Raw genomic sequence first — 18790 nt, 5'->3', positions numbered from 1 at the left:
GTTTTCGGATTCTTGAAAGCTAATTTAGGTTTCACACGATTTTCTGTCCGTGGAAAATCGAAAGCTGAGAACGAAATCGGCCTTGCATTAATGGCCGTAAATTTAAGAAAATATGCGGTGCGAGGATAATCCTCCACTACATATTGTCAAAATCAAACGCAAAAATCGAGATTGCTTGATGCAATCTCGATTTTTTACGTGAACTGAAACTATTTATGTCCCAGCATCTTTTCTTCGGACCTTTTTCATCTTCAAAATTGCTTTTCACACATATGTATAGTTGTAATGTTTTAAAATCGCATTACATATATTAGTTTCGGGATAGTTGCTTTTGCATCGCCCCAAACTGTAATTGCTTTTTGCTATCCCACCATTCCAAAGCCAATCATCTTCCTCTCCAGCACATTTTCTTTCGATTAATCCTATGCAGTCACTTCACATTTATATAAATTAATTTTAATCATGCAACTCAACTTCCTTTAAAATAAAAAATCAATAATGAACGATTTTAGTTGATTGTTAGCCTATTGCCCTTTACTCCATTTTTCACACGAATATAATACTACAAATGGAGGTGGAAAAATGGATAACTGTAGTAACTGTAATAAACAATCCTGTTTATGTGGAAGACAAATAGGACCATTCAGAGCTGTCGATCTCTGTGGAATTACTGGCGGCGTTCCAGTAACACCACCAACAACATGTAGCGGTTTATGCGAATATGGACATATATATAATCTTAGTGCAGAAACTGTAGCTGTAGAGGCAGATATTATTTTTGATACAACAGGCATAGTTACAACTGGAATTACCCACGTTCCAGGAACCTCTCAAATTTTTGTTACCACACCAGGAATCTACGAGGTTATTTTCAATGTATCAGGTGTTGAACCTAACCAATTCACACTATTTTTAGATGGTGCACCGGTTCCGGGAACAGTCCATGGTTCAGGGGCAGGCACTCAACAAAACACTGGTCATGCAATAATTTCTATACCATCCGGCGGGTTTCTTACACTAAGGAATCATTCTTCTGCCGCAGCAGTAATCCTGCAAACTTTAGCAGGAGGCACACAAATAAACGTAAATGCTTCTATTATCCTTAAAATGTTAAGTCCTATTGTCTAGAGATAAAAATACCCTGTAAAGCTTCTCTTCGTTTCAGAACTTCTAAAGAATAGATTTTCATAGTTAGGAGTGATTAACCTTTAGTGCAGGAATTACTCCTCTTTTCTTTACTGTTTTATGCACCCTTTTCTTGCACCATTTCTTTCTACTAAGCAACTCCAACTCATTTTTTACATCAATTCGTCTCCGAGGTTTTGTGTATTTAAGTAATTGAACACCTAGCTTTTTAAGCTCCAATACAATTCTTACAATCTACCGATGTGGAAATGCTTGTACATTCACATTTCGATTGCAAAGCATCGATTTTCTGTAATATGTCAATTCGCTTTTCAAGCTTTTCTGCTTTCATGATAAAGCCCACACTTTCTTGGTGTGCCAGCCTTCTTCAATGTATTCCTGCACCCATTCGTTTTTGTATGGCATAATGACGCTTGCTTCACATTTACCACCTCATTATTCTGCTTTAACCTTCTCATTTCTTACTTTAAGGCATACACGAGGTAGGCTTTTGTTGTCTTTCATGTTCCAAAGACTCCCTTAGTACCTTTTGAAATTCCCTCATGTCCTCGATACTTAGTACTAACCCGGACTTTTCTTCATCTTCGATACCACCGTTAACCTCTTGTTTAAATTCGCTGACCACGAAGTGAAAAATCTCTTCATCCGAATTATTTTTCACCCATAACGAACAGCCTTCACCTGTGTATTCAATTCTTTTTTCTCCCATATTAACCACTCCCCTTATTTAATTGCTTTCAAATGAAGTTACACAGTCTTACCTCCAACTAAAATAGGAGTACCACGAATAAAAGTCACTGTTGAACATGGCTATGATGAAGATACTGGAGAACGACTTAGATATACTAAAACCGTTCGTATGAAATCAATGTCAGATCGTGCTATAAATAAGACTATGACCGATTTCGAAATCGAAGTAGCAAATATAGAAAATGAAAAGCTACAAAAAGTTGAGAATATTAAATTTAGAGATTTTATTGACCGATGGATGGATTTGTATGTCAAAGCTGAATTATCTATCAATACAATAGATACTTACAAAGTAAGCTTAAACATGGAATTCTAGAGGATTTAGGGGATTGTAAACTTTCTAACATCAAAACACTACATCTGATGGAATGTCGAGAGATGTCCTAGTGTAGCAAAAGGGCAATATACAGCTTTAAAAAGCGTCTTCTCTAAAGCGATTGAATGGAAGTTAATTAAGGAGAATCCTATGGATGGCATTAAATCTCCCCGATTGGACCCTAAAAAGAAGGACTTAGAATTTTACAGTGAAGAACAGTTAAAACATCTTTTCAAAGTATTAGAAGGTGTATACCCTAAACACAAGGTCCAGATTAATTTGGCTGCCATAGTTGGACTTCGATTAGCAGAAGTAGCAGGATTGCTTGGAGTCTTTTGATTTTGAAAATCATACTATCTATGTAGACAAAACGCTTCAATTTGATATTGAAATTAGAAAACTAAAAATTTTGCAATTAGGTCACGCCTATATACATGACAATCAACACCTATAGCCATTTAACAAGCAAGGATAAAAATGATGCAAGCGACCATTTTGATGATTTAAATTAATTAGTCACTTTTTGGTCACTTGCTCATTTATTCAACTTAAAACTGAGTGCATAATTCTTTATAATTACAGCCCTTACACCGCCAGTCATCAAGGGTTTTTTCAAAGTCCTCAAAATCCACTGGCTCGTTGATGAAAATATCAGCTTGGTACTTTTTCATTTCCAACACACTGCGTTGAAAAGTGTGCAAAATATTATCCATATCAAACGTTGTAAAGGTGTATTTTTTTCGTTGTCCCGTCAATAAGTATTCATTGTAAACATCAATTTGTTCGAGCGCTACACCATATTTTTGTTGAATATAGTAGGCATAGAGCGCTAATTGTTGACGATCGTCCTCGGATTCCCCGCCCGTTTTCCAGTCAATAATGACCCACTTATCCTCCAGATCGTCATAATAGTGAAAGTCCATTACGACAAAAACTTGTATATCCTCGATCTTCATGGAACGAAATTGTTCGGGTTCACCAATGCGTAAAGAGCCCGTTCGTGCGGTGATTCGCTGCAACGTCTCACTTTGTAGAAAGTTTTCCAACACCGCTTCCAATCGTTTCTTATAGTCATGGACTAGCTCAGGACTAAGTCGCCCAGCATAATAGATTTCCTGCATCATATAAAATTTATTGGGCTTTTGTCTCCATAAATCCACATGCCTTGTAGAATCGATAAATGCTGCATTTAGCTGACCACGTGCACGATTGACAAGTTCAGCAAGTGACGTGACTTCACCAGTTTGAATATAATGAGTGATCGTCTGTTCAATCAAATGATGGACAATCTGCCCAAATAAAATCGGCATCGACTGCAGTTTTTTTAGGCGGTAGACATGCTGATGGAATGGCTCCACATTATAGCTTAGCCAGCCATTATGTGCAAAATAGTATTCATAGCCATATTTTCTGGAACAGCTCGTTAACGTTTTATGTCGTGAAAATGACCACGAAAAAGCTGGATATGATGTAATTTCAAACATATTACCCCTCCCTATAACTGTGTGAAGAAATCATAGACAAGCTGTAGAATAAGCACAATTGTTACAACGCGCAGCAAGATTTTTACGTGGTTTGCCTTTACCTTCCTTGCAAGGACAATGCCAATTTGCGCGCCAATAATCGACCCGACCATTAACACTAGTGTCAGTGACCATTCAATTTTACCCGTTGCAATATAGGTAACCGCTGCTCCTGAACACATAGCAAAAACACCAACACGAGATAAAACCACCGCTTTCATGTACGTTATTTTTTGATGTGCATATGTATACAGCGCCAATGTACTACTACCAGGGCCAAATAATCCATCATAGAAGCCAACAGCGAGCAGAATTGGTCCATTTATGCGATTCATCGTAAAACTTTCCTTATTACCAAAGTCTGACCCACCAATAAAGGACGTGACAAGTGCAAAGCCAAGTAGAATAATCGCAATTAGAGTCAATGTTTGACTACTCATATATGAGGCGAATAGCCCGCCAAGTGTGCCACCAACTAAGGACACTAATAACACGGAACGCATTTCTGCCCAAGATAATTCCTTTCTTCTATAAATCGTATAAAAGCTTGAAAAAGCACTGACCATATTGGACACCTTATTCGCCCCAATCGCTGAGTGAACCGGTACCCCCATCAACATCATTGTAGGTAATGTAATTAATCCACCCCCTCCGACTAACGTGCCAATCACGTTACCCGCAACTCCAATCAATAAAAATAACAAGTATTCCATGTAATCCTTCTTCCTGCTACGCACAATATGTAAATCTTATGTTACAGTATAACAGAATGCTATTTTAAAAGATGAGATTTCCGAGGTGACCTAATGCACGAACATCAAAAAACACCTACACCACGTTTCTGTAACCAGCTGACCTTCATTGTCACCACCATTTTTATCGCCGGCCTTACAGCAACGCTTATTCAATATCGTCAGCTGCCTACATCCATTCCCATTTTACACAGCTTTACGAGTGACCATGCACAATTCGGGCCGAAAATTGCTATCTTTTACTTACCATTTGTGGCTTTGATGCTGTTTTTACTATTGCACTATTTAGAAGTAAAAGCTGCTTATCCTGTGAAACGGAAAAATAAGCCCGTCCTTTCACATGCCCAGAGACAAAATGGTATCCTCACTTTCTGCCTGATTAAAAATAGTATTCTGCTATATTTTACGTATTCACTCTTGAATGACTTAATGGTCGCTTTTGGGCGAAGTCGTCTGTTGCACCAATGGCAAGCCTATGTTTTCCTTGCCCTGTTATTTATTATTTTTATTTCTGGCATTATTCGTGGACTTTTACTCGATAAAAAAGCAAAAAGCTAGTGGCACTGTCATTATGTGCACTAGCTTTTTACTATGGCCGTTTTCATTTGCTCAAAGGTATGTATTAAGGCATATTTTTGTACACCACGTGCGGCGTCTGTACAGTATCCTGCAAATCGTTCAAATTCTTGTTTATCCTTTAGCTTATGTGCATAGGCTGCTTCAATCGCTGGCTGCATCCACGGCTGTGTTAACTTATCACTATGCATATCTGAAGTCCGCCCCTCAAGTGCAGCAATATAACAGGCCGCATAACTTTTAATCGGGTCCTTATCAATATGCTTAGCCGCTTCCTTAGCTGCTTCCAAATTTTCCTCTAGCAGTGCTTTATTAAATAAATAATTATATTTAATCGTTGGTTGTTTATATTTACCCGCTACATCTGCCAGTACCCTAATTTGATCTGCTCTCGTCCCATAAGCTAATGCATAAATATGAGCAAAAAATGGCTGCTTTTGACGGTCTCTCACAAATTTATCTACCTGTTGCATATTATTCGTTCGATATAAAATATGTATATGTCTGTATATCATTGCGGTTACAATTACTGCAAAAAAACCGAGTGCCACTGACATGCGCACACCTGCCAGGGATAACGCCATCGCCAGAGCAATAATGCCGATATAAAATAAAGTTAGTTTAACGATTCTCATAAAAACCTCCTACTGTAGTTTCTTCCGCATTTTCCGTGTGAAAATAAAGCCTGCCCCAAGAAAAAAAATGAGTGCCATAAATTTCATAAGAGGAATGACAAATAACTTACTAATCACAAAAACAACAATGATATAATAGACCACCATTGCGAGTAAAAACAATGTCAGCTTATTCACTAGACTTCCTACTTTCTTTCAGTGACGTTGCAATGGCAGCTAATGCTTTTGGTCCCATGCCATGTAAATCCTTTAATGTAGTTAAATCTACCTGTTTAAGTTGCTTCAATTCTGTATAACCCGCCGCATTTAAGGCCCGTATTGCTGGCTTTGCTACACCCTTTGGCCATTGCGTCATTTACGTTCGTCCTTTCCTTTTTCGAACATTTATTATCTCACTACCGATAATCCCTATTGCTAGTATGACGAGGGATACGACATGATAGTCTGTAAAAAATGTCGGAAAATCAAGTCCATAGTACGTGCAGATTGCTGTTACTAGACGTCCGGCTAGCATGACAAAACCAACAATCAAGCATCCTTTTATCGTTTTCTCTATGACATTCACCAGTAAACACCTCTCACATTATTATGCAAGGGAACACACTGAAAAGCAAATCGTGCTATTGCTATTACAACCCAGTGAAGATTTATACGATTAAAAGACAGGAAACATGGCCACGAAAGAAGCCATAATATTCGCGATGCTATGTATCATCCAACTTGAAATAATGGACCCATTTGATTTTTTTCATTGATCCAGCCCATTAAATAACCTGCAAGTGCCGTTGCAATGAAGATTAATAGAACAGCTACTATATGATTCGAAGAAAACAATAGCCATCCATGAACGCTAAGCTTTGCAAGACATTTCCTTTATAAAAACCAAATTTACTGATTTATCTTTTCGTTAAAAAGCCTCTAAAAAATAGCTCCTCAGATAAACCTGTTTGAAAAATGGCATAAATAAGCGCCGGCATCATCACAGAAAAACCAAGATTCGTAAAACGATGTGAAGCTAATAGTGAGCTATCCACAAAATAGGAGATGATGCTATTAATCGGTACAACTAATAAGACAATGATAAGTAATAATAGCCCAATATAATTCCGCTTTTTTTTCAATAGTGGGTTTTTTAAAGCCTATCCACGTTAAAAACGTACATTCCTTCCTTGCTGAGAAAATACCAGACAAATGGTATGGCTGCAAATATTACCACTATTTCCGCGATTCTATCCGCCACTTCCCCGAGTTTATCCGTCATTCCCGCTATTCTATCCGTCACTACGCCAGTTCTATCAGCCTCTCCCGCGAGTCTATCCGTCACTCCCGCGATTCTATCCGCCTCTCCCGCTATTCTATCCATCACTTCCTGAATGACTTTATTTTCCCTTTTACAGATGAAGAAGCAAAATATAAACAAATTTATCAGCAAATCAAGACGTTAATTGAGCACGGTAACTTGAAAACCAATGATTCTCTTCCCTCTATCCGAAGACAGCTGATACTCTGCATGTCAGTCGAAATACAACTTTGACTGCTTATGAGCAGCTAGTTGCGGAGGGCTATATTCGCGGAGAAGGACGGAAGGGCTATTTTGTCAATACAATTGAGCAAATCTTTATAGAGGAAGAGACCATTCCTTATCAAAAAAGAAAAAATGAGCGCACCGATAGGAAAGTTGACTTTCGAGCTGGCTCTGTCGATCAACACTATTTTCCCCTGAAAGCTTGGCGGCAGATTGCCAACCAAATACTACAGCTGAAAGAAAGTTATGTATATGGGGAGCCTTTTAGTGAAAGCATTTATATGTATCATTTTTGTGCGTATTTTTGCAAATGCTTTGGTACTTCTCGTAAATCCATTAAAAGCGGCATCATCATGAGTAAAGTAAATAAGTAAATAGCTACCCCTATTGCTACTGCAGAACCTTTCACTTTATCATCAATCACATATGGCATTGTGATATACGGCACAAACACCAACAGTAAAATGGAAATACCCGTCATGGATGTTAGCATTTGCTTTTTCCCACAGTGTGGGCATCCGATAAAGCGCGAAAATGTCACAATCGACCGCATCGACTGCTTCCATGTCCATTTTTTCTTACATTCAATACATTTTGGCATACAATCAATCCCCCCATTCACTAATTATGCCATAATGAAGGGCAAGTGACGCACCTATTTTGTGGCAACTAAAAAGGAATCTACACAGGAGCTTTCTTGTGCAAATTCCTTCTTTCATGTGAAACGCATTAAAAATAATCGATAAACGTTGGAATCCCTACAGGTAGCACCGCCTCGAGTAAGGCAATGTCGACCGCATTGCCGTGTAAACGTTCGATTTTCTCCAAATAATATGGTCGCTTATAACCTAATAGCATCGTCGCTAGCGTTTGCACCGTGAGTTGAATCGCGTTTTCGGACAATAGCTCACTCAACTTTTCGACCGATACTTCACCATCCTGTACCGTTACAATAAACGTGCCATTGTTCCAAGCTACAATACGATCACTAACTGCTAAGCGAAGCTGAAAGTTGTTACCTATAAATGGGTAACGCAGTAAAAATTCCTTCACATCTACAATACGCGCCATAAAATACGGCGATACTTTTTGAATAATTTCGCTATCCTCTAGTAAAAATGCGACTGCTTCGTTCCCCGTCGTTTTGCCGTAAACATTGTAAACCATGGAGCTGTGGGCAGACACAAAATTCCATAACCCTTTTCGTGCCTCTTCCTGTAAATAAACAATTTCATCTATATAATAATTTTCTTCCATGATGCGGTAAAACAGATACCCTTGTGGATCATCTTCTTCATCGTAATAGACAGCAGCCTGCAGTTTCACATCACTATCAATGAACTTTTCCTCCCAAAAATCCTCTTGGAATTTTTCATTCCATGCAATACTATTACGTACCATCACACCATGTGTTTTTTTCGCATAGCGGGCATAAATCGTTACGACATCCTCATGTTTTGGATCGACACGACGGATTTTACCGTTTAACCCTGGATAATGTGGAAGCTGTGTATCCTTGACTTGAAATTCCACGATATCACTCATAATTTCCCAACCCTTTTTCCGATAATACGGAATAGAATATGGAAATAAATAGGATATATATCGTTCTTCATCACGCATTCGCTGTAGGCATTCCATAATGAGACTTTCCATTAAGCCATGCCCCGAATACTCTGGATACGTCCCAACTGCTGTAATGCCGCCCATTTCATATAGCTTGCCATGAACATTAACTTGAAATGGTAGATTTAATATTTGGGACACTAGCTGTGTGCCATCAAACCAACCAATTGCATGCCCTACGTCAAACTGCTTGCTTTTCGCATTCACAAACCGACGATCCTTATTGATAGACATTGACATTTGAAACACATAATTTAGCAAATCAATCGACTGTGCCATTTCATCTAGACGAATTTCTCTCATGACTAAGCCTTTACGTTGATTCATGATTCCCTCTCCTCATCAAATAACTCAGCAAAAATAGTTTCTGGTGCATTTAAAAATCGTTTCGTGACAACATAGTGTATGGTGTCTTCGTAGCGAATCGATTCAATTTCTCCTTCATCAAAACTATAAATTGTCGCATTCGGATAGCCTAATAAGATCGGTGAATGTGTGGCGATAATAAACTGTGCCTCATGTTCTAGATCCTTCATAATTTTAAGTAGGCTCAGCTGCCGTGTCGGTGACAATGCCGCTTCCGGCTCATCCAGTAAATAAATCGACTTATCTCTGAAACGGTTCATAAACAACGATAAAAACGACTCACCATGTGACTGATGGTGTAAAGACTTGCCGCCGTAAGCAGCATACTTATTTGGGTGTTCTAACAAGTCAATATGGCTAGCAAATTGATAAAACGTCTCCGCTCTTAGAAAAAAGCCGTTTGAAACTTTTGGCCACCAAGATAAACGAATGTGTTCCCCAAGGGCCGATTCTGCCTTATGTACATCATACATATTCTGTCGTCCACCACCTGCTGTATTAAAATCGCAGCGATCTGCAATGGCCTCCAATAAGGTGGATTTACCAGAGCCATTTTCCCCAACAAAGAACGTCACATTTGTTGGAAACTCTAGCTCTTTTAGTTCCTGCAAACTCGGTATATTAAACGGATAAACGTGTTTATCATCAATGTCGTCCTGCAACACCTTACATGATTTTAAATACATTCAGTTTTCCCTCCCTGTGCTTCTATTATAACGCTCACACGTTCTCTGATACCGCCTTTTTTCCAAAATGAAACGAATGACACTGAAAGTAAAGTGAAACTTCAATCAGTGGGGATTGTTTTCCCCATCCTCACTGATTCTTAAAGGGTTATGCCAACAAGCGAAATAGGCAACCAAGTAAGCATTTATGTCAATCACTCCAAGAAGTTAGAATATTAGGATATTGCATAAATTCATCATTACTATAACTATTGAGACGTACTGAATGCCTAATCGTCATAACGCCAATTAAAGCGCGAGAACCACCGTCATTACAGCCATTATCCAGCTGATATTTCCCGAGAAATAATCAAACAATAACATGTGTATTTCTAAAAACAAATAATAAAATTATGCTATAATAACGATGCATTAAAATTATAGGTGACGTCTGTAGTCTTCACTTTTTTTCCTTGAACACTCATGTAAAGTACTGTACCCATTCCGCATGACCACTCACAACTACCACGAGTTTAATGGTAAATATCACAGTCATTTGTACTGTAAAGTTCTCGCTAAAAATACCCTAATTAAAATTATTCATGCAAATAATGCACCAATTGCCATATAATTCGCTGTGCCCCTACAATCGATTTCTCGGCAATAACTACGAGCATTCACAAAAAAAACGGGCCAATTCCAGCTCATGCGAACTTGCAATCGTTGACTCTGCGTATTTTACTCGAAATAAAAGCCCATAAACGTTAGAACAGATACAACATGTCAATTGACGACAAGCACAAAGTTCCTCGCCACTGATTGTGCTGTTTAACTTTACGTGCAAAACAAGAAAAATAGACAGCCTATAAAAACTAATAGCCACAAATGATCCTTCACCTAAAATACTTTGTTCTTCTCAGTTAGTAGTGTCCCTTAATTTAATTTTGGACATAATTATAGTCTTCGGTAAAAACAGAGCTGACTCTACAGAGGCGTAGAATAAGCGCTATTTCACTTTGACTATTCCAGGCCCAATCAATTAATAGGATATACTCCATATCCAAGTCAGAATTGTTACAATATAAGTGAATGAGATAGTTAACCACACTGCATTTCTATTCATTTTTGCACCACTATCTTTAGATAATTTCCGAATGATACTAACTAAATTAACGCAAAAAACAATTGCAAATATAGGATTTAGAAAAAAGCCTAGTGCGATAAACGTTTCCAAATCGATTACCCTCTTCACTCCATTTTAATTGCCTGTAGCTGGTTGTTCTGTAGCAGCAACAACTTATAGTAACTTCTACTTACCAAATCAAGCTGTTTCTTACGAGAAATCTTCCATTGAAGCGCATTGGCACACCTACTCCGTCTTTTTCCGCATGAATGTGCAAGTGCGGTTCTGAGGTATTACCTGAATTCCCGACTAATCCAATTTGTTGTCCTTTTTGTAAAACATCTCCTTCTTCAACAACAACACTGTCTTTTTGCAAATGTGCAATATAGACATTTACATCCTCACAGTTAAGTTTGACATAATTTCCTTCTGCATTTTCAGAATCTGCGTTGGGCGGTGTTAAATCAGGCAGATGATTACGAACTTCTAGCACCTCACCGGTACAAGGACTCGTCAATTCATCTCCGTATATGACGTATTTATCAAGTTCTTTCGGGTAAATACCAGCTGCCCGCACTCCTACTTTATTTAGTTTAGTAATATCCAGCGCGTACTGTTGTGCAGGATAAGCATTATGATAATTAATTTGCACATGATTCCCACCCTGACCAACGTAATATGTCCCGTTTTTCAACGGAAAGTCGAGTTCTATCGCCTGATGTTGAGTTGTATATCCGCTGAATAATAAAACATTATAAAATCCAAAAATAAGTAATAGCCCCCCATTGATAGCAAGCGACCATTTCTGACTACGGTTGAATTTAGTATGCATCGGAAAGGATTTTACTTTTTTCCAAGATTTATAGACCGCTAGTAACAATAACATCAGCCATATGAATCGCCAGTAATAACTAAACCAATTCCATGGCCCTGAAAAAAATATCCAGGATGTATAGAAGACAGTAAACATCGCCTGTACTATCCATTGAATCTTACTATGGAAAGACCCTTTCCATAAAGAAATAATGAATGCGGCAGGTAAAACTACTTGGATAACAACTAATTGGATAATCACAAGTGTCATATTCTTCCCCCCTTGATATGTTTTACTCTAAAACTATTTTGATCGTGTCGTGAAGCATCGTTCTTGTTAGAAGCTTAAAATATCGTTTACTACATAAATACTACTTTTCTCCTCTGCGTTTTACTGTAATACGAATGAAATGGAGTAAAGTTCCATAAAATTAAAAATGCTTATCGCATGAAAAAAACCGTTTGATGATAATGAGACACTATAATTTATCTACTGTGCTTCCTAGTACTAGAAGTTCAATAAAAAAGCGCTAATCCTTTTAGATCAACGCACCCTGTTATTAAGTATATATTTGAATCAATTTCATCATTCACTTTCATATCAATCAAGGCGAATATTAATTAAGAAAAATAAAGGAATTGTTCCTATCATATAGGTATATTCCGCTACAGGCGGACGCTTTCCGCAGGCAAGCACCGATCCGCTTCCTTCGTTACGCTCAGTCCAGGGTCACGGTTCGCTTACTTTTCCCGCTGGAGTAGCCGCCTTACGCCTCCTACCAAAAATGTTCGTGTTTCTTTATAGAAAAACTATTTATGAAATGAATTCATGTAGTTTTTTTTCTTTTTTTAAAGCGTAATACCATGATAAGGACAATTGATATTAGAATAGCAATAGGTAGAATTTTTGTGAATATATCCATCCAATGAAAAGGTGCCTCGTGAACGTATACAGCTTTTTGCCACTGCTTGTCTCCCACTTCGACCGCAATTGCAGTATCAGTAGATATATCATTTATTGCAAAATACTTCGTTCCTTTAGAATACGCATTTGAAGCATCTCCGTAGTAATCTCCAGTCATATCATTGGGTCTTGTTTTTACTGCGCCAATATTCTTGCCAATTTGACTCTCTACTACCTTTTCTTCTTTCACTTCATAAACATTGCCATTCCAAACCACAAAAGGATAAGCCCAATCTACCGCTTGAACAGATAATGTGTACGCAGATAAAAATAATAGAATAAACGAGACGATTCTAGTCATCAGTATCTCCCCCTAACATTTATATTACCATCAAAACCCATTATTCTATCACCTAACCTCCCCCTTTTGCTACATAAAAAAAGACTGCCCATGACAGTCTTTTCGTTACGCTATTGCACCCCGTTCGATAAATGAAGAAAGGTTTTTTAAATGTTTAAAACCAAACTACGCCCCTTACTTGACCTTTGGGATTTGTCTATATCCGAATTTAATCCTTACGATTGTGCCATCCTCATCTCTTTTAAAACGCAGCATCAAATTCGAGTCCATAACTTGTACTAAAAATGTGTCTTCCGCAATTGCTTTAATTATTGTCTGAATTCCGTCAAAATTCATATGCAGTTTCCCCGCTTCAACATGAAGTTTCACTTGCGAACCTTCACCAGAAACAAATTCACCTTCATATTCCTTTAATTTAACAAGTGATATATCCATTTCTTTTAAACTAAAATGAGTATCGTGCACAGATTTACCCAGTTGTTGTGCAAATGCACTATATAATAGTTGAGTAGATGGTACTCCTGCTAAGTTAGCTAGTGATATACCTGTTAAACCCAATTCTGGAATCATGTTCAATTGGGCTGCCACACCTTTAATGGATCCTCCATGTTCTATCAGTTGATAGCCAAAAAAGTCTGGTATGATGATTAAGCCGTATCCGTAATATTTCTCAGGGTCACATTGTATATAAGGAGTTGTCATTAATTCAACGCTCTTTGGTGTCAAGATTTGTGCTGAGCCTACTTTGCCATTATTTCTGAAGATTTCTGCGTATTTAAGCATATCGTTTATAGTAGATTTCAAGAATCCAGCTGCACGCATAGCGGGCGCGTCCCAAGGATTATTCGATTCAAACACGATTGTTTTTTCCGCTTTTCCCCGTGAATCATAAAGGGTTGCAATATCCTCGTGTCCATTTAATTCTTCTAAATGAAATACACTTTGATACATGCCTGCCGGATCTAAAATATAGTCTTTCATATATTGTTCGTATTTGATTCCACTTACTCTTTCAATAATAGTACCTAAAAGGGCGTAACAGTCATTTGAATAGCTAAACTCTGTACCTGGTGCACCAAGTAGCTGAAACTCCGCGTTCGCAATGTCTTCCATCAGTTCCTCATAGGTATCAATAGATGGGCGCTTAGAAGGTTCATTTTCTTTCTTTTTATCTTCTTCAAATTTCGGATCCAACTCTATACTGTTACGTAATGCCCCCATTAATGTTTGTAAAGGAGGTAATCCTGCAGTATGCGTCATAAAGTGATGAATGGTCATTTGTTTCGTATAATCTTCATTATTCGTTTTAAATTCTGGTAAATAATTTATAACAGCATCGTGAACAGACAATTTCCCAGCCTCTTGTAGCTGTAAAATGGCCACACATGTAAATGACTTCGTTATTGAACCGATTCCAAATACCGTATCAGAGGATAATGGTAGCTCCTTCTCTACATTGCGATAGCCCAAGCCCTTTTCATAAAATAATTGACCGTCTTTTGCTAAGCCCATTGCAAAGCCTGGAATTTGATATTTCTTCGTAATTTCACCAGCATATTGTTTAAATTCTTCCATCATTGTTGCTTGTTTCATATTGTCCATCTCTCCATTTCTGATTTTTCTTTTTTAATGTTTAACCATTCATTGTTTTAGATGCCTGAATTGCTATGAGCATCAGCGCTATTACGAGTAATCCTTGAAGTAAATTATTTGCCTTAACACTAAAAGATTCGAAGGAAGTCCTCTCACATTTTCCTGTATAGCGATTTCAACAATCTATCTTGCACCTTTTTCATGTTGATTCTGTACACTGATAAAATATCAGCATATCTACCCACTATTAATGAACTATTCCGATTTTTAAGATTAAATAATTACTTTTCCTCTCCTTTTCTTATTTAAAACAATCGTTTTACCCGCTCATTGGGACCAAAAAAAACATATATCTTCCCTTGTTAACATACATACGGAAGGCAGAAATAACCTCTTATCTTTCATACCTTTATATTAAGTTATTTTTAATAGATATCATTTATAACCTCCCCTTACGATGTATCTAATTTTATTATAAAAAGGAAAACTCTCTAATTTATTACTTGATTCTTACTTATTTCTTAAATGTATAAGAAAAACCTGTAAAGCGTTACCAACTCGACAAGCGGAGTTGTTTAATACGTACTCCTAAAAAAACAGTAAAAAGCATTTCTTATATGAGGGGTCCATGTAGCCATTTAATAATGCCTTAGCATGAACATCTAAAACAAATCCAAACCTAAAATTTGTGTCAACAGTCCATTGCTTGTGGAATGTACGCAAACAATCAGTAACTGCTCATGTTATGTTCATCAGTTAAAACAACTTCTTTTTTTGGCTATGAACTAAAACATACAACATTTCATAATATAGATATGAAATATTTTAAAAAGGATGATGCTTAAAATGTCAATGATGATATTATGAGAATCTCAGTAGCAAGAACGGGTAGCCTTCCTAGTGAAGGAGAACTACCTGACGGCTGGAACGATGAAGGATGGGATATTGATCGTTGGGAGAATGACGGTGGTAGAAGTATTGGTACAAGACTTGGCGGCGGTCGTGACTCTTGGAAGAACTACTTTTAAATGTTTGAATTGAGGGGGAGACGACTGGTCTCCCTTTCATACATTGTAAGGACAAGTTTTTATAACAGCGAACCTTGTGGCTGCAACCCAAGGGCATACTGTTCAAGCTCCATCTTCTGTAAACGCTCTAGCGGAAATTTAAGCAAAAATTCTTGATGTAGTGCTTGTGTTTTTCGTGCATATTTCTTTCCTTTCATCAGTCGCAAACGCATGAATTTGTGAAATCAGATGTTCCATCTATGTATCTCCCTCCAAATAATGGATGTAGTGCCGTTTCAATTTTAAGACAGTTACTGCGTATAGGTATATAGTACTTAGCATATTTTTACAATTAATTTAACTAGACTTTTAATCATGGGTCAGAAAAACGATGTACTGACGGCTATGGATGTGTAGCAATGTTAAAGCAAGACTAACAGAACACTTTACAGGGCTGTCAAAAAAGTAAAAACAACATGCTTTGAGGCATCCAATTCTGCTATTTTTTTGATGCAAAGGTAAAAATCCACGTAGACTCCAGCGAGCGATGCGGCTTATGCCTTGCCAGCGGAAAGCGAAGCGGATTTTTATCATAAAGGAGGGCGGACGTTTTTGTTTGAATGACTTTTTAGATAGCCTCTTACTCCTGAAATTATACGGACGCACATTGTTTTTAAAAGAATTTATTTAAGCTGTTCTATATCCAGGGCACTCCTCATAAATTGACTAAAATACGCAATAAGGAGACCGTAGAACATGAATGTTGTACATTTTTATGAAAATAAGACCTCCCTTCTAAATCAGTTATTAGTGCGCATTCCGGCTATTGACGACAATATCCACATTAAAGGCCGCAAAGCGAAAGTGGTCGAGATTATTCAAGTGGATGACCACAAATATCATGTAAACGTAATTTTTGAAAAAATAACGAAAAAGCAACCTTTAACAAAAGATCTTGGCAAGAAAAAGAGATAGCACCTTCCCCATTTCCTGTTAAACGCTATCTGCCTGCCTATAAATATGACATTGCTATCATTTCCTCATTAGATGAAATGGTAGCGTTTTTCATGCATTTCAATGCCTCTACCCTTCTTGGTTCGCCCTCATCAGGCATTGCTTGTTGTAGGCTATGGCGAACTAGTTTACAGAAATTCAATATGGGGTACTACATGAACGAATAATCGATTTTATTAAAAGTTGAAGACTTCCAGCTTTGAAATCTATGTTTCAAAAAATCTTGGGCAGTCATCGAACCATTGGCATTTAGCAACGAGTTGCAAACTATTCTCAGTTAATGATAATTTCTTCATGTAAAGGTGTTGACTTTTTAATTGATAACAATTATCATTATCAATAGATTATTTCTTTTCTCCAAATGCTTAATTCAGAATCCCCCTCTTTTTTGAATAAGCATGTATCAAACGGATATTCTTACATCAGACTAAGAATATCCGTTTTTTTAATTATATTTTGCTTGCTGATGTTCTAGTTTTCTTCGCAAAACGAAACATATGCGCTATAGAATTTACATAAACAAAGGAGCTGTTTTTACATGGATTATCGAATCGAAAAAGACACTATGGGTGAAATTAAAGTACCTGCAGACAAAATTTGGGGTGCCCAAACACAACGTAGTAAAGAGAACTTCCAAATCGGCACTGAACAAATGCCGCTTGAACTCGTTCAAGCTATGGCTATTTTAAAGAAAAGTGCAGCTATTGCCAATAACAAGCTAGGCAAGCTTTCAGATATTAAGGCTAACGCGATTGTACAAGCGGCTGACGAAGTTTTAAACGGCCAATGGGACGACCAATTCCCACTTGTTGTATGGCAAACAGGTAGTGGTACACAAACGAATATGAACGTCAACGAAGTCATTGCGCATCGTGCCAACCAAATTTTACAAGATGCTGGTCAGGATGATCGCATTCATCCAAACGATGATGTCAACAAGTCACAAAGTTCAAACGATACTTTCCCAACGGCTTTGCATATTGCCGCTGTGTTAAAAGTAGAAGATTATTTACTGCCCCGCCTTCGTTTACTGAAAGCGACATTTGACGACAAGGTGACAAATTTTAAAGATATCATTAAAATTGGCCGTACACATTTACAAGATGCGACGCCATTGACATTAGGTCAAGAAATTAGCGGATGGTCTGCTATGCTTGAAAAATCTGAGCGCATGATTAAACACAATGTTGAATACATGAAAGAATTAGCTATCGGCGGAACAGCAGTCGGTACGGGCATTAATGCACATCCTGAATTCGGTGACCGTGTAGCTGCTGAGATTAGTGCGTTAACTGGTAAAAGCTTCACATCAGCAGCCAACAAATTCCATGCACTTACAAGTCATGATGAAGCTGTAGTGGCACATGGCGCATTAAAAGCACTTGCTGCAGACTTAATGAAAATTGCCAATGACGTGCGCTGGTTAGCAAGTGGCCCTCGCTCTGGTATCGGTGAAATCACAATTCCAGAAAATGAACCCGGCTCATCCATCATGCCAGGTAAAGTGAATCCAACACAAAGTGAAGCCATGACAATGGTCGTAACACAAGTTGTTGGAAATGATGCAACAATTGCCTTTGCCGCTTCACAAGGTAACTTCGAGCTGAATGTCTTTAAACCAGTCATTATTTATAACTTCTTACAATCCACTCGCCTACTCGCTGATACAATGAAATCATTCAATGATAATTGTGCAGTTGGCATTGAGCCAAATAAAGAGGTTCTTGACTATAACCTGCAAAACTCATTAATGCTGGTTACCGCATTAAATCCATATATCGGTTATGAAAATGCCGCTAAAATTGCGAAGAAAGCCCATAACGAAGGCACAACATTAAAAGAAGCTGCCATTGCAACAGGATTACTTACAGAACAACAATTCGATGAGTATGTTGACCCAGCTACGATGATTTATCCAAACGCAAAATGATTTAAGTGCAAATTAAACAAACGAAGCTGCCCTAACATAGGTATATCAACGTTTTAGATAATGGCCTCTCTTTTGAACCGAGCATGTTAATGTATTTTACGGCATGTTTTTGGGGCTAAGTGGGGCTAGATTGGGGCAAATAAAATACGGCGAGCGTGTGTACAG

At 37.8% G+C, this 18790-nt stretch carries 24 protein-coding genes; 7 read left to right on the top strand and 17 right to left on the bottom strand.

All coding sequences use genetic code 11. The annotated features are described in order from the left end of the window. Positions 1-129: transposase (locus tag H131_RS24765; protein ID WP_010861130.1), on the top strand; the 129-nt coding region annotated here is incomplete at its 5' end. 453 nt (positions 130-582) lie between these two features. Next, positions 583-1128, top strand: coding sequence for a hypothetical protein (locus H131_RS20920; protein WP_010861129.1), 546 nt, complete (start codon positions 583-585; stop codon positions 1126-1128). A gap of 484 nt (positions 1129-1612) precedes the next feature. On the opposite strand, the gene H131_RS20915 is transcribed toward H131_RS20920, so the two are convergent. Next, positions 1613-1855, bottom strand: a complete 243-nt coding sequence (locus tag H131_RS20915) for a hypothetical protein (RefSeq protein WP_010861128.1) — start codon at positions 1853-1855, stop codon at positions 1613-1615. A 507-nt stretch (positions 1856-2362) separates the two neighbouring features. Here H131_RS20915 and H131_RS20905 point away from each other — a divergent pair. Further along, entirely contained in the window at positions 2363-2551 is a 189-nt protein-coding gene (locus H131_RS20905) for a hypothetical protein (RefSeq protein ID WP_010861126.1), read from the top strand. A gap of 209 nt (positions 2552-2760) precedes the next feature. Here H131_RS20905 and H131_RS20900 read toward each other — a convergent pair whose 3' ends face one another. Further along, positions 2761-3696, bottom strand: coding sequence for a PD-(D/E)XK nuclease family protein (locus tag H131_RS20900; protein WP_010861125.1), 936 nt, complete (start codon positions 3694-3696; stop codon positions 2761-2763). 11 nt (positions 3697-3707) lie between these two features. After that, a complete protein-coding gene (locus H131_RS20895) occupies positions 3708-4448 on the bottom strand; it encodes a sulfite exporter TauE/SafE family protein (RefSeq protein WP_010861124.1) in 741 nt (246 codons plus the stop codon). 93 nt (positions 4449-4541) lie between these two features. Between H131_RS20895 and H131_RS20890 the strand changes: the two genes are divergently transcribed. Next, on the top strand, positions 4542-5045 hold the full coding sequence (locus H131_RS20890; RefSeq protein ID WP_010861123.1) for a hypothetical protein: 504 nt from the start codon (positions 4542-4544) through the stop codon (positions 5043-5045). 20 nt (positions 5046-5065) lie between these two features. Here the strand turns inward: H131_RS20890 and H131_RS20885 are convergent, their stop codons facing one another. From H131_RS20885 to H131_RS20835, 13 genes are all read right to left on the bottom strand, one after another. Continuing rightward, on the bottom strand, positions 5066-5698 hold the full coding sequence (locus H131_RS20885) for a hypothetical protein (protein ID WP_010861122.1): 633 nt from the start codon (positions 5696-5698) through the stop codon (positions 5066-5068). A gap of 9 nt (positions 5699-5707) precedes the next feature. Further along, positions 5708-5875: a hypothetical protein gene (locus H131_RS25085; RefSeq protein ID WP_010861121.1), complete on the bottom strand. Its 168-nt coding sequence runs from the start codon at positions 5873-5875 to the stop codon at positions 5708-5710. After that, the gene (locus tag H131_RS20880) at positions 5868-6053 is read right to left on the bottom strand and encodes a helix-hairpin-helix domain-containing protein (protein WP_010861120.1); all 186 of its coding nucleotides are present in this window, start codon (positions 6051-6053) and stop codon (positions 5868-5870) included. The genes H131_RS25085 and H131_RS20880 overlap by 8 nt, the downstream gene beginning before the upstream one ends. Next, entirely contained in the window at positions 6054-6263 is a 210-nt protein-coding gene (locus tag H131_RS20875) for a hypothetical protein (RefSeq protein ID WP_010861119.1), read from the bottom strand. Between the two features lie 146 nt (positions 6264-6409). Beyond that, positions 6410-6532 (bottom strand): hypothetical protein, encoded by a 123-nt coding sequence (locus H131_RS25905; protein WP_268891053.1) that lies wholly within the window; start codon positions 6530-6532, stop codon positions 6410-6412. Between the two features lie 62 nt (positions 6533-6594). Continuing rightward, positions 6595-6819 (bottom strand): hypothetical protein, encoded by a 225-nt coding sequence (locus H131_RS23255; protein WP_010861118.1) that lies wholly within the window; start codon positions 6817-6819, stop codon positions 6595-6597. Between the two features lie 11 nt (positions 6820-6830). Further along, positions 6831-7061: a hypothetical protein gene (locus H131_RS23250; RefSeq protein ID WP_010861117.1), complete on the bottom strand. Its 231-nt coding sequence runs from the start codon at positions 7059-7061 to the stop codon at positions 6831-6833. A gap of 448 nt (positions 7062-7509) precedes the next feature. After that, positions 7510-7824 (bottom strand): TIGR04104 family putative zinc finger protein, encoded by a 315-nt coding sequence (locus H131_RS20865; RefSeq protein ID WP_010861116.1) that lies wholly within the window; start codon positions 7822-7824, stop codon positions 7510-7512. Between the two features lie 128 nt (positions 7825-7952). Continuing rightward, entirely contained in the window at positions 7953-9176 is a 1224-nt protein-coding gene (locus H131_RS20860) for a GNAT family N-acetyltransferase (RefSeq protein ID WP_010861115.1), read from the bottom strand. Next, positions 9173-9901, bottom strand: coding sequence for an AAA family ATPase (locus H131_RS20855; protein ID WP_010861114.1), 729 nt, complete (start codon positions 9899-9901; stop codon positions 9173-9175). The genes H131_RS20860 and H131_RS20855 overlap by 4 nt, the downstream gene beginning before the upstream one ends. 1292 nt (positions 9902-11193) lie before the next feature. Beyond that, entirely contained in the window at positions 11194-12087 is an 894-nt protein-coding gene (locus H131_RS20845) for a M23 family metallopeptidase (RefSeq protein WP_010861112.1), read from the bottom strand. Positions 12088-12643: 556 nt separating this feature from the next. Then, complete coding sequence (locus H131_RS20840; RefSeq protein WP_010861111.1) at positions 12644-13081, bottom strand: hypothetical protein; 438 nt, start codon at positions 13079-13081, stop codon at positions 12644-12646. A 174-nt stretch (positions 13082-13255) separates the two neighbouring features. Further along, the gene (locus H131_RS20835; RefSeq protein WP_010861110.1) at positions 13256-14674 is read right to left on the bottom strand and encodes a serine hydrolase domain-containing protein; all 1419 of its coding nucleotides are present in this window, start codon (positions 14672-14674) and stop codon (positions 13256-13258) included. Between the two features lie 863 nt (positions 14675-15537). Here H131_RS20835 and H131_RS24760 point away from each other — a divergent pair. After that, a complete protein-coding gene (locus H131_RS24760) occupies positions 15538-15702 on the top strand; it encodes a hypothetical protein (protein ID WP_155242518.1) in 165 nt (54 codons plus the stop codon). A 59-nt stretch (positions 15703-15761) separates the two neighbouring features. Here the strand turns inward: H131_RS24760 and H131_RS24755 are convergent, their stop codons facing one another. Beyond that, on the bottom strand, positions 15762-15899 hold the full coding sequence (locus tag H131_RS24755; protein ID WP_155242517.1) for a hypothetical protein: 138 nt from the start codon (positions 15897-15899) through the stop codon (positions 15762-15764). 538 nt (positions 15900-16437) lie between these two features. Here H131_RS24755 and H131_RS20830 point away from each other — a divergent pair. Both H131_RS20830 and fumC read left to right on the top strand, forming a co-directional pair. Further along, complete coding sequence (locus tag H131_RS20830) at positions 16438-16656, top strand: hypothetical protein (RefSeq protein ID WP_010861109.1); 219 nt, start codon at positions 16438-16440, stop codon at positions 16654-16656. Positions 16657-17233: 577 nt separating this feature from the next. Then, positions 17234-18625, top strand: a complete 1392-nt coding sequence (gene fumC, locus H131_RS20825; RefSeq protein ID WP_010861108.1) for a class II fumarate hydratase — start codon at positions 17234-17236, stop codon at positions 18623-18625. The last annotated feature ends 165 nt before the right edge of the window (positions 18626-18790 follow it).

The organism is Lysinibacillus sphaericus OT4b.31 (assembly GCF_000392615.1).
Classification (GTDB): Bacteria; Bacillota; Bacilli; order Bacillales_A; family Planococcaceae; genus Lysinibacillus; species Lysinibacillus sphaericus_B.
The sequence above is the reverse complement of the archived record's forward strand: the minus strand, read 5'-3'. Positions and strand labels throughout refer to the sequence as shown.

What these genes read in the sequence shown, in the direction of transcription:
- H131_RS20920 (WP_010861129.1), top strand. Translation starts at nt 583, where the DNA reads ATGGATAACTGTAGTAACTGTAATAAACAATCCTGTTTATGTGGAAGA.
- H131_RS20915 (WP_010861128.1), bottom strand. Translation starts at nt 1,855, where the DNA reads ATGGGAGAAAAAAGAATTGAATACACAGGTGAAGGCTGTTCGTTATGG.
- H131_RS20905 (WP_010861126.1), top strand. Translation starts at nt 2,363, where the DNA reads ATGGATGGCATTAAATCTCCCCGATTGGACCCTAAAAAGAAGGACTTA.
- H131_RS20900 (WP_010861125.1), bottom strand. Translation starts at nt 3,696, where the DNA reads ATGTTTGAAATTACATCATATCCAGCTTTTTCGTGGTCATTTTCACGA.
- H131_RS20895 (WP_010861124.1), bottom strand. Translation starts at nt 4,448, where the DNA reads ATGGAATACTTGTTATTTTTATTGATTGGAGTTGCGGGTAACGTGATT.
- H131_RS20890 (WP_010861123.1), top strand. Translation starts at nt 4,542, where the DNA reads ATGCACGAACATCAAAAAACACCTACACCACGTTTCTGTAACCAGCTG.
- H131_RS20885 (WP_010861122.1), bottom strand. Translation starts at nt 5,698, where the DNA reads ATGAGAATCGTTAAACTAACTTTATTTTATATCGGCATTATTGCTCTG.
- H131_RS20880 (WP_010861120.1), bottom strand. Translation starts at nt 6,053, where the DNA reads ATGACGCAATGGCCAAAGGGTGTAGCAAAGCCAGCAATACGGGCCTTA.
- H131_RS23250 (WP_010861117.1), bottom strand. Translation starts at nt 7,061, where the DNA reads ATGGATAGAATAGCGGGAGAGGCGGATAGAATCGCGGGAGTGACGGAT.
- H131_RS20865 (WP_010861116.1), bottom strand. Translation starts at nt 7,824, where the DNA reads ATGCCAAAATGTATTGAATGTAAGAAAAAATGGACATGGAAGCAGTCG.
- H131_RS20860 (WP_010861115.1), bottom strand. Translation starts at nt 9,176, where the DNA reads ATGAATCAACGTAAAGGCTTAGTCATGAGAGAAATTCGTCTAGATGAA.
- H131_RS20855 (WP_010861114.1), bottom strand. Translation starts at nt 9,901, where the DNA reads ATGTATTTAAAATCATGTAAGGTGTTGCAGGACGACATTGATGATAAA.
- H131_RS20845 (WP_010861112.1), bottom strand. Translation starts at nt 12,087, where the DNA reads ATGACACTTGTGATTATCCAATTAGTTGTTATCCAAGTAGTTTTACCT.
- H131_RS20840 (WP_010861111.1), bottom strand. Translation starts at nt 13,081, where the DNA reads ATGACTAGAATCGTCTCGTTTATTCTATTATTTTTATCTGCGTACACA.
- H131_RS20835 (WP_010861110.1), bottom strand. Translation starts at nt 14,674, where the DNA reads ATGAAACAAGCAACAATGATGGAAGAATTTAAACAATATGCTGGTGAA.
- H131_RS24760 (WP_155242518.1), top strand. Translation starts at nt 15,538, where the DNA reads ATGAGAATCTCAGTAGCAAGAACGGGTAGCCTTCCTAGTGAAGGAGAA.
- H131_RS24755 (WP_155242517.1), bottom strand. Translation starts at nt 15,899, where the DNA reads ATGAAAGGAAAGAAATATGCACGAAAAACACAAGCACTACATCAAGAA.
- H131_RS20830 (WP_010861109.1), top strand. Translation starts at nt 16,438, where the DNA reads ATGAATGTTGTACATTTTTATGAAAATAAGACCTCCCTTCTAAATCAG.
- fumC (WP_010861108.1), top strand. Translation starts at nt 17,234, where the DNA reads ATGGATTATCGAATCGAAAAAGACACTATGGGTGAAATTAAAGTACCT.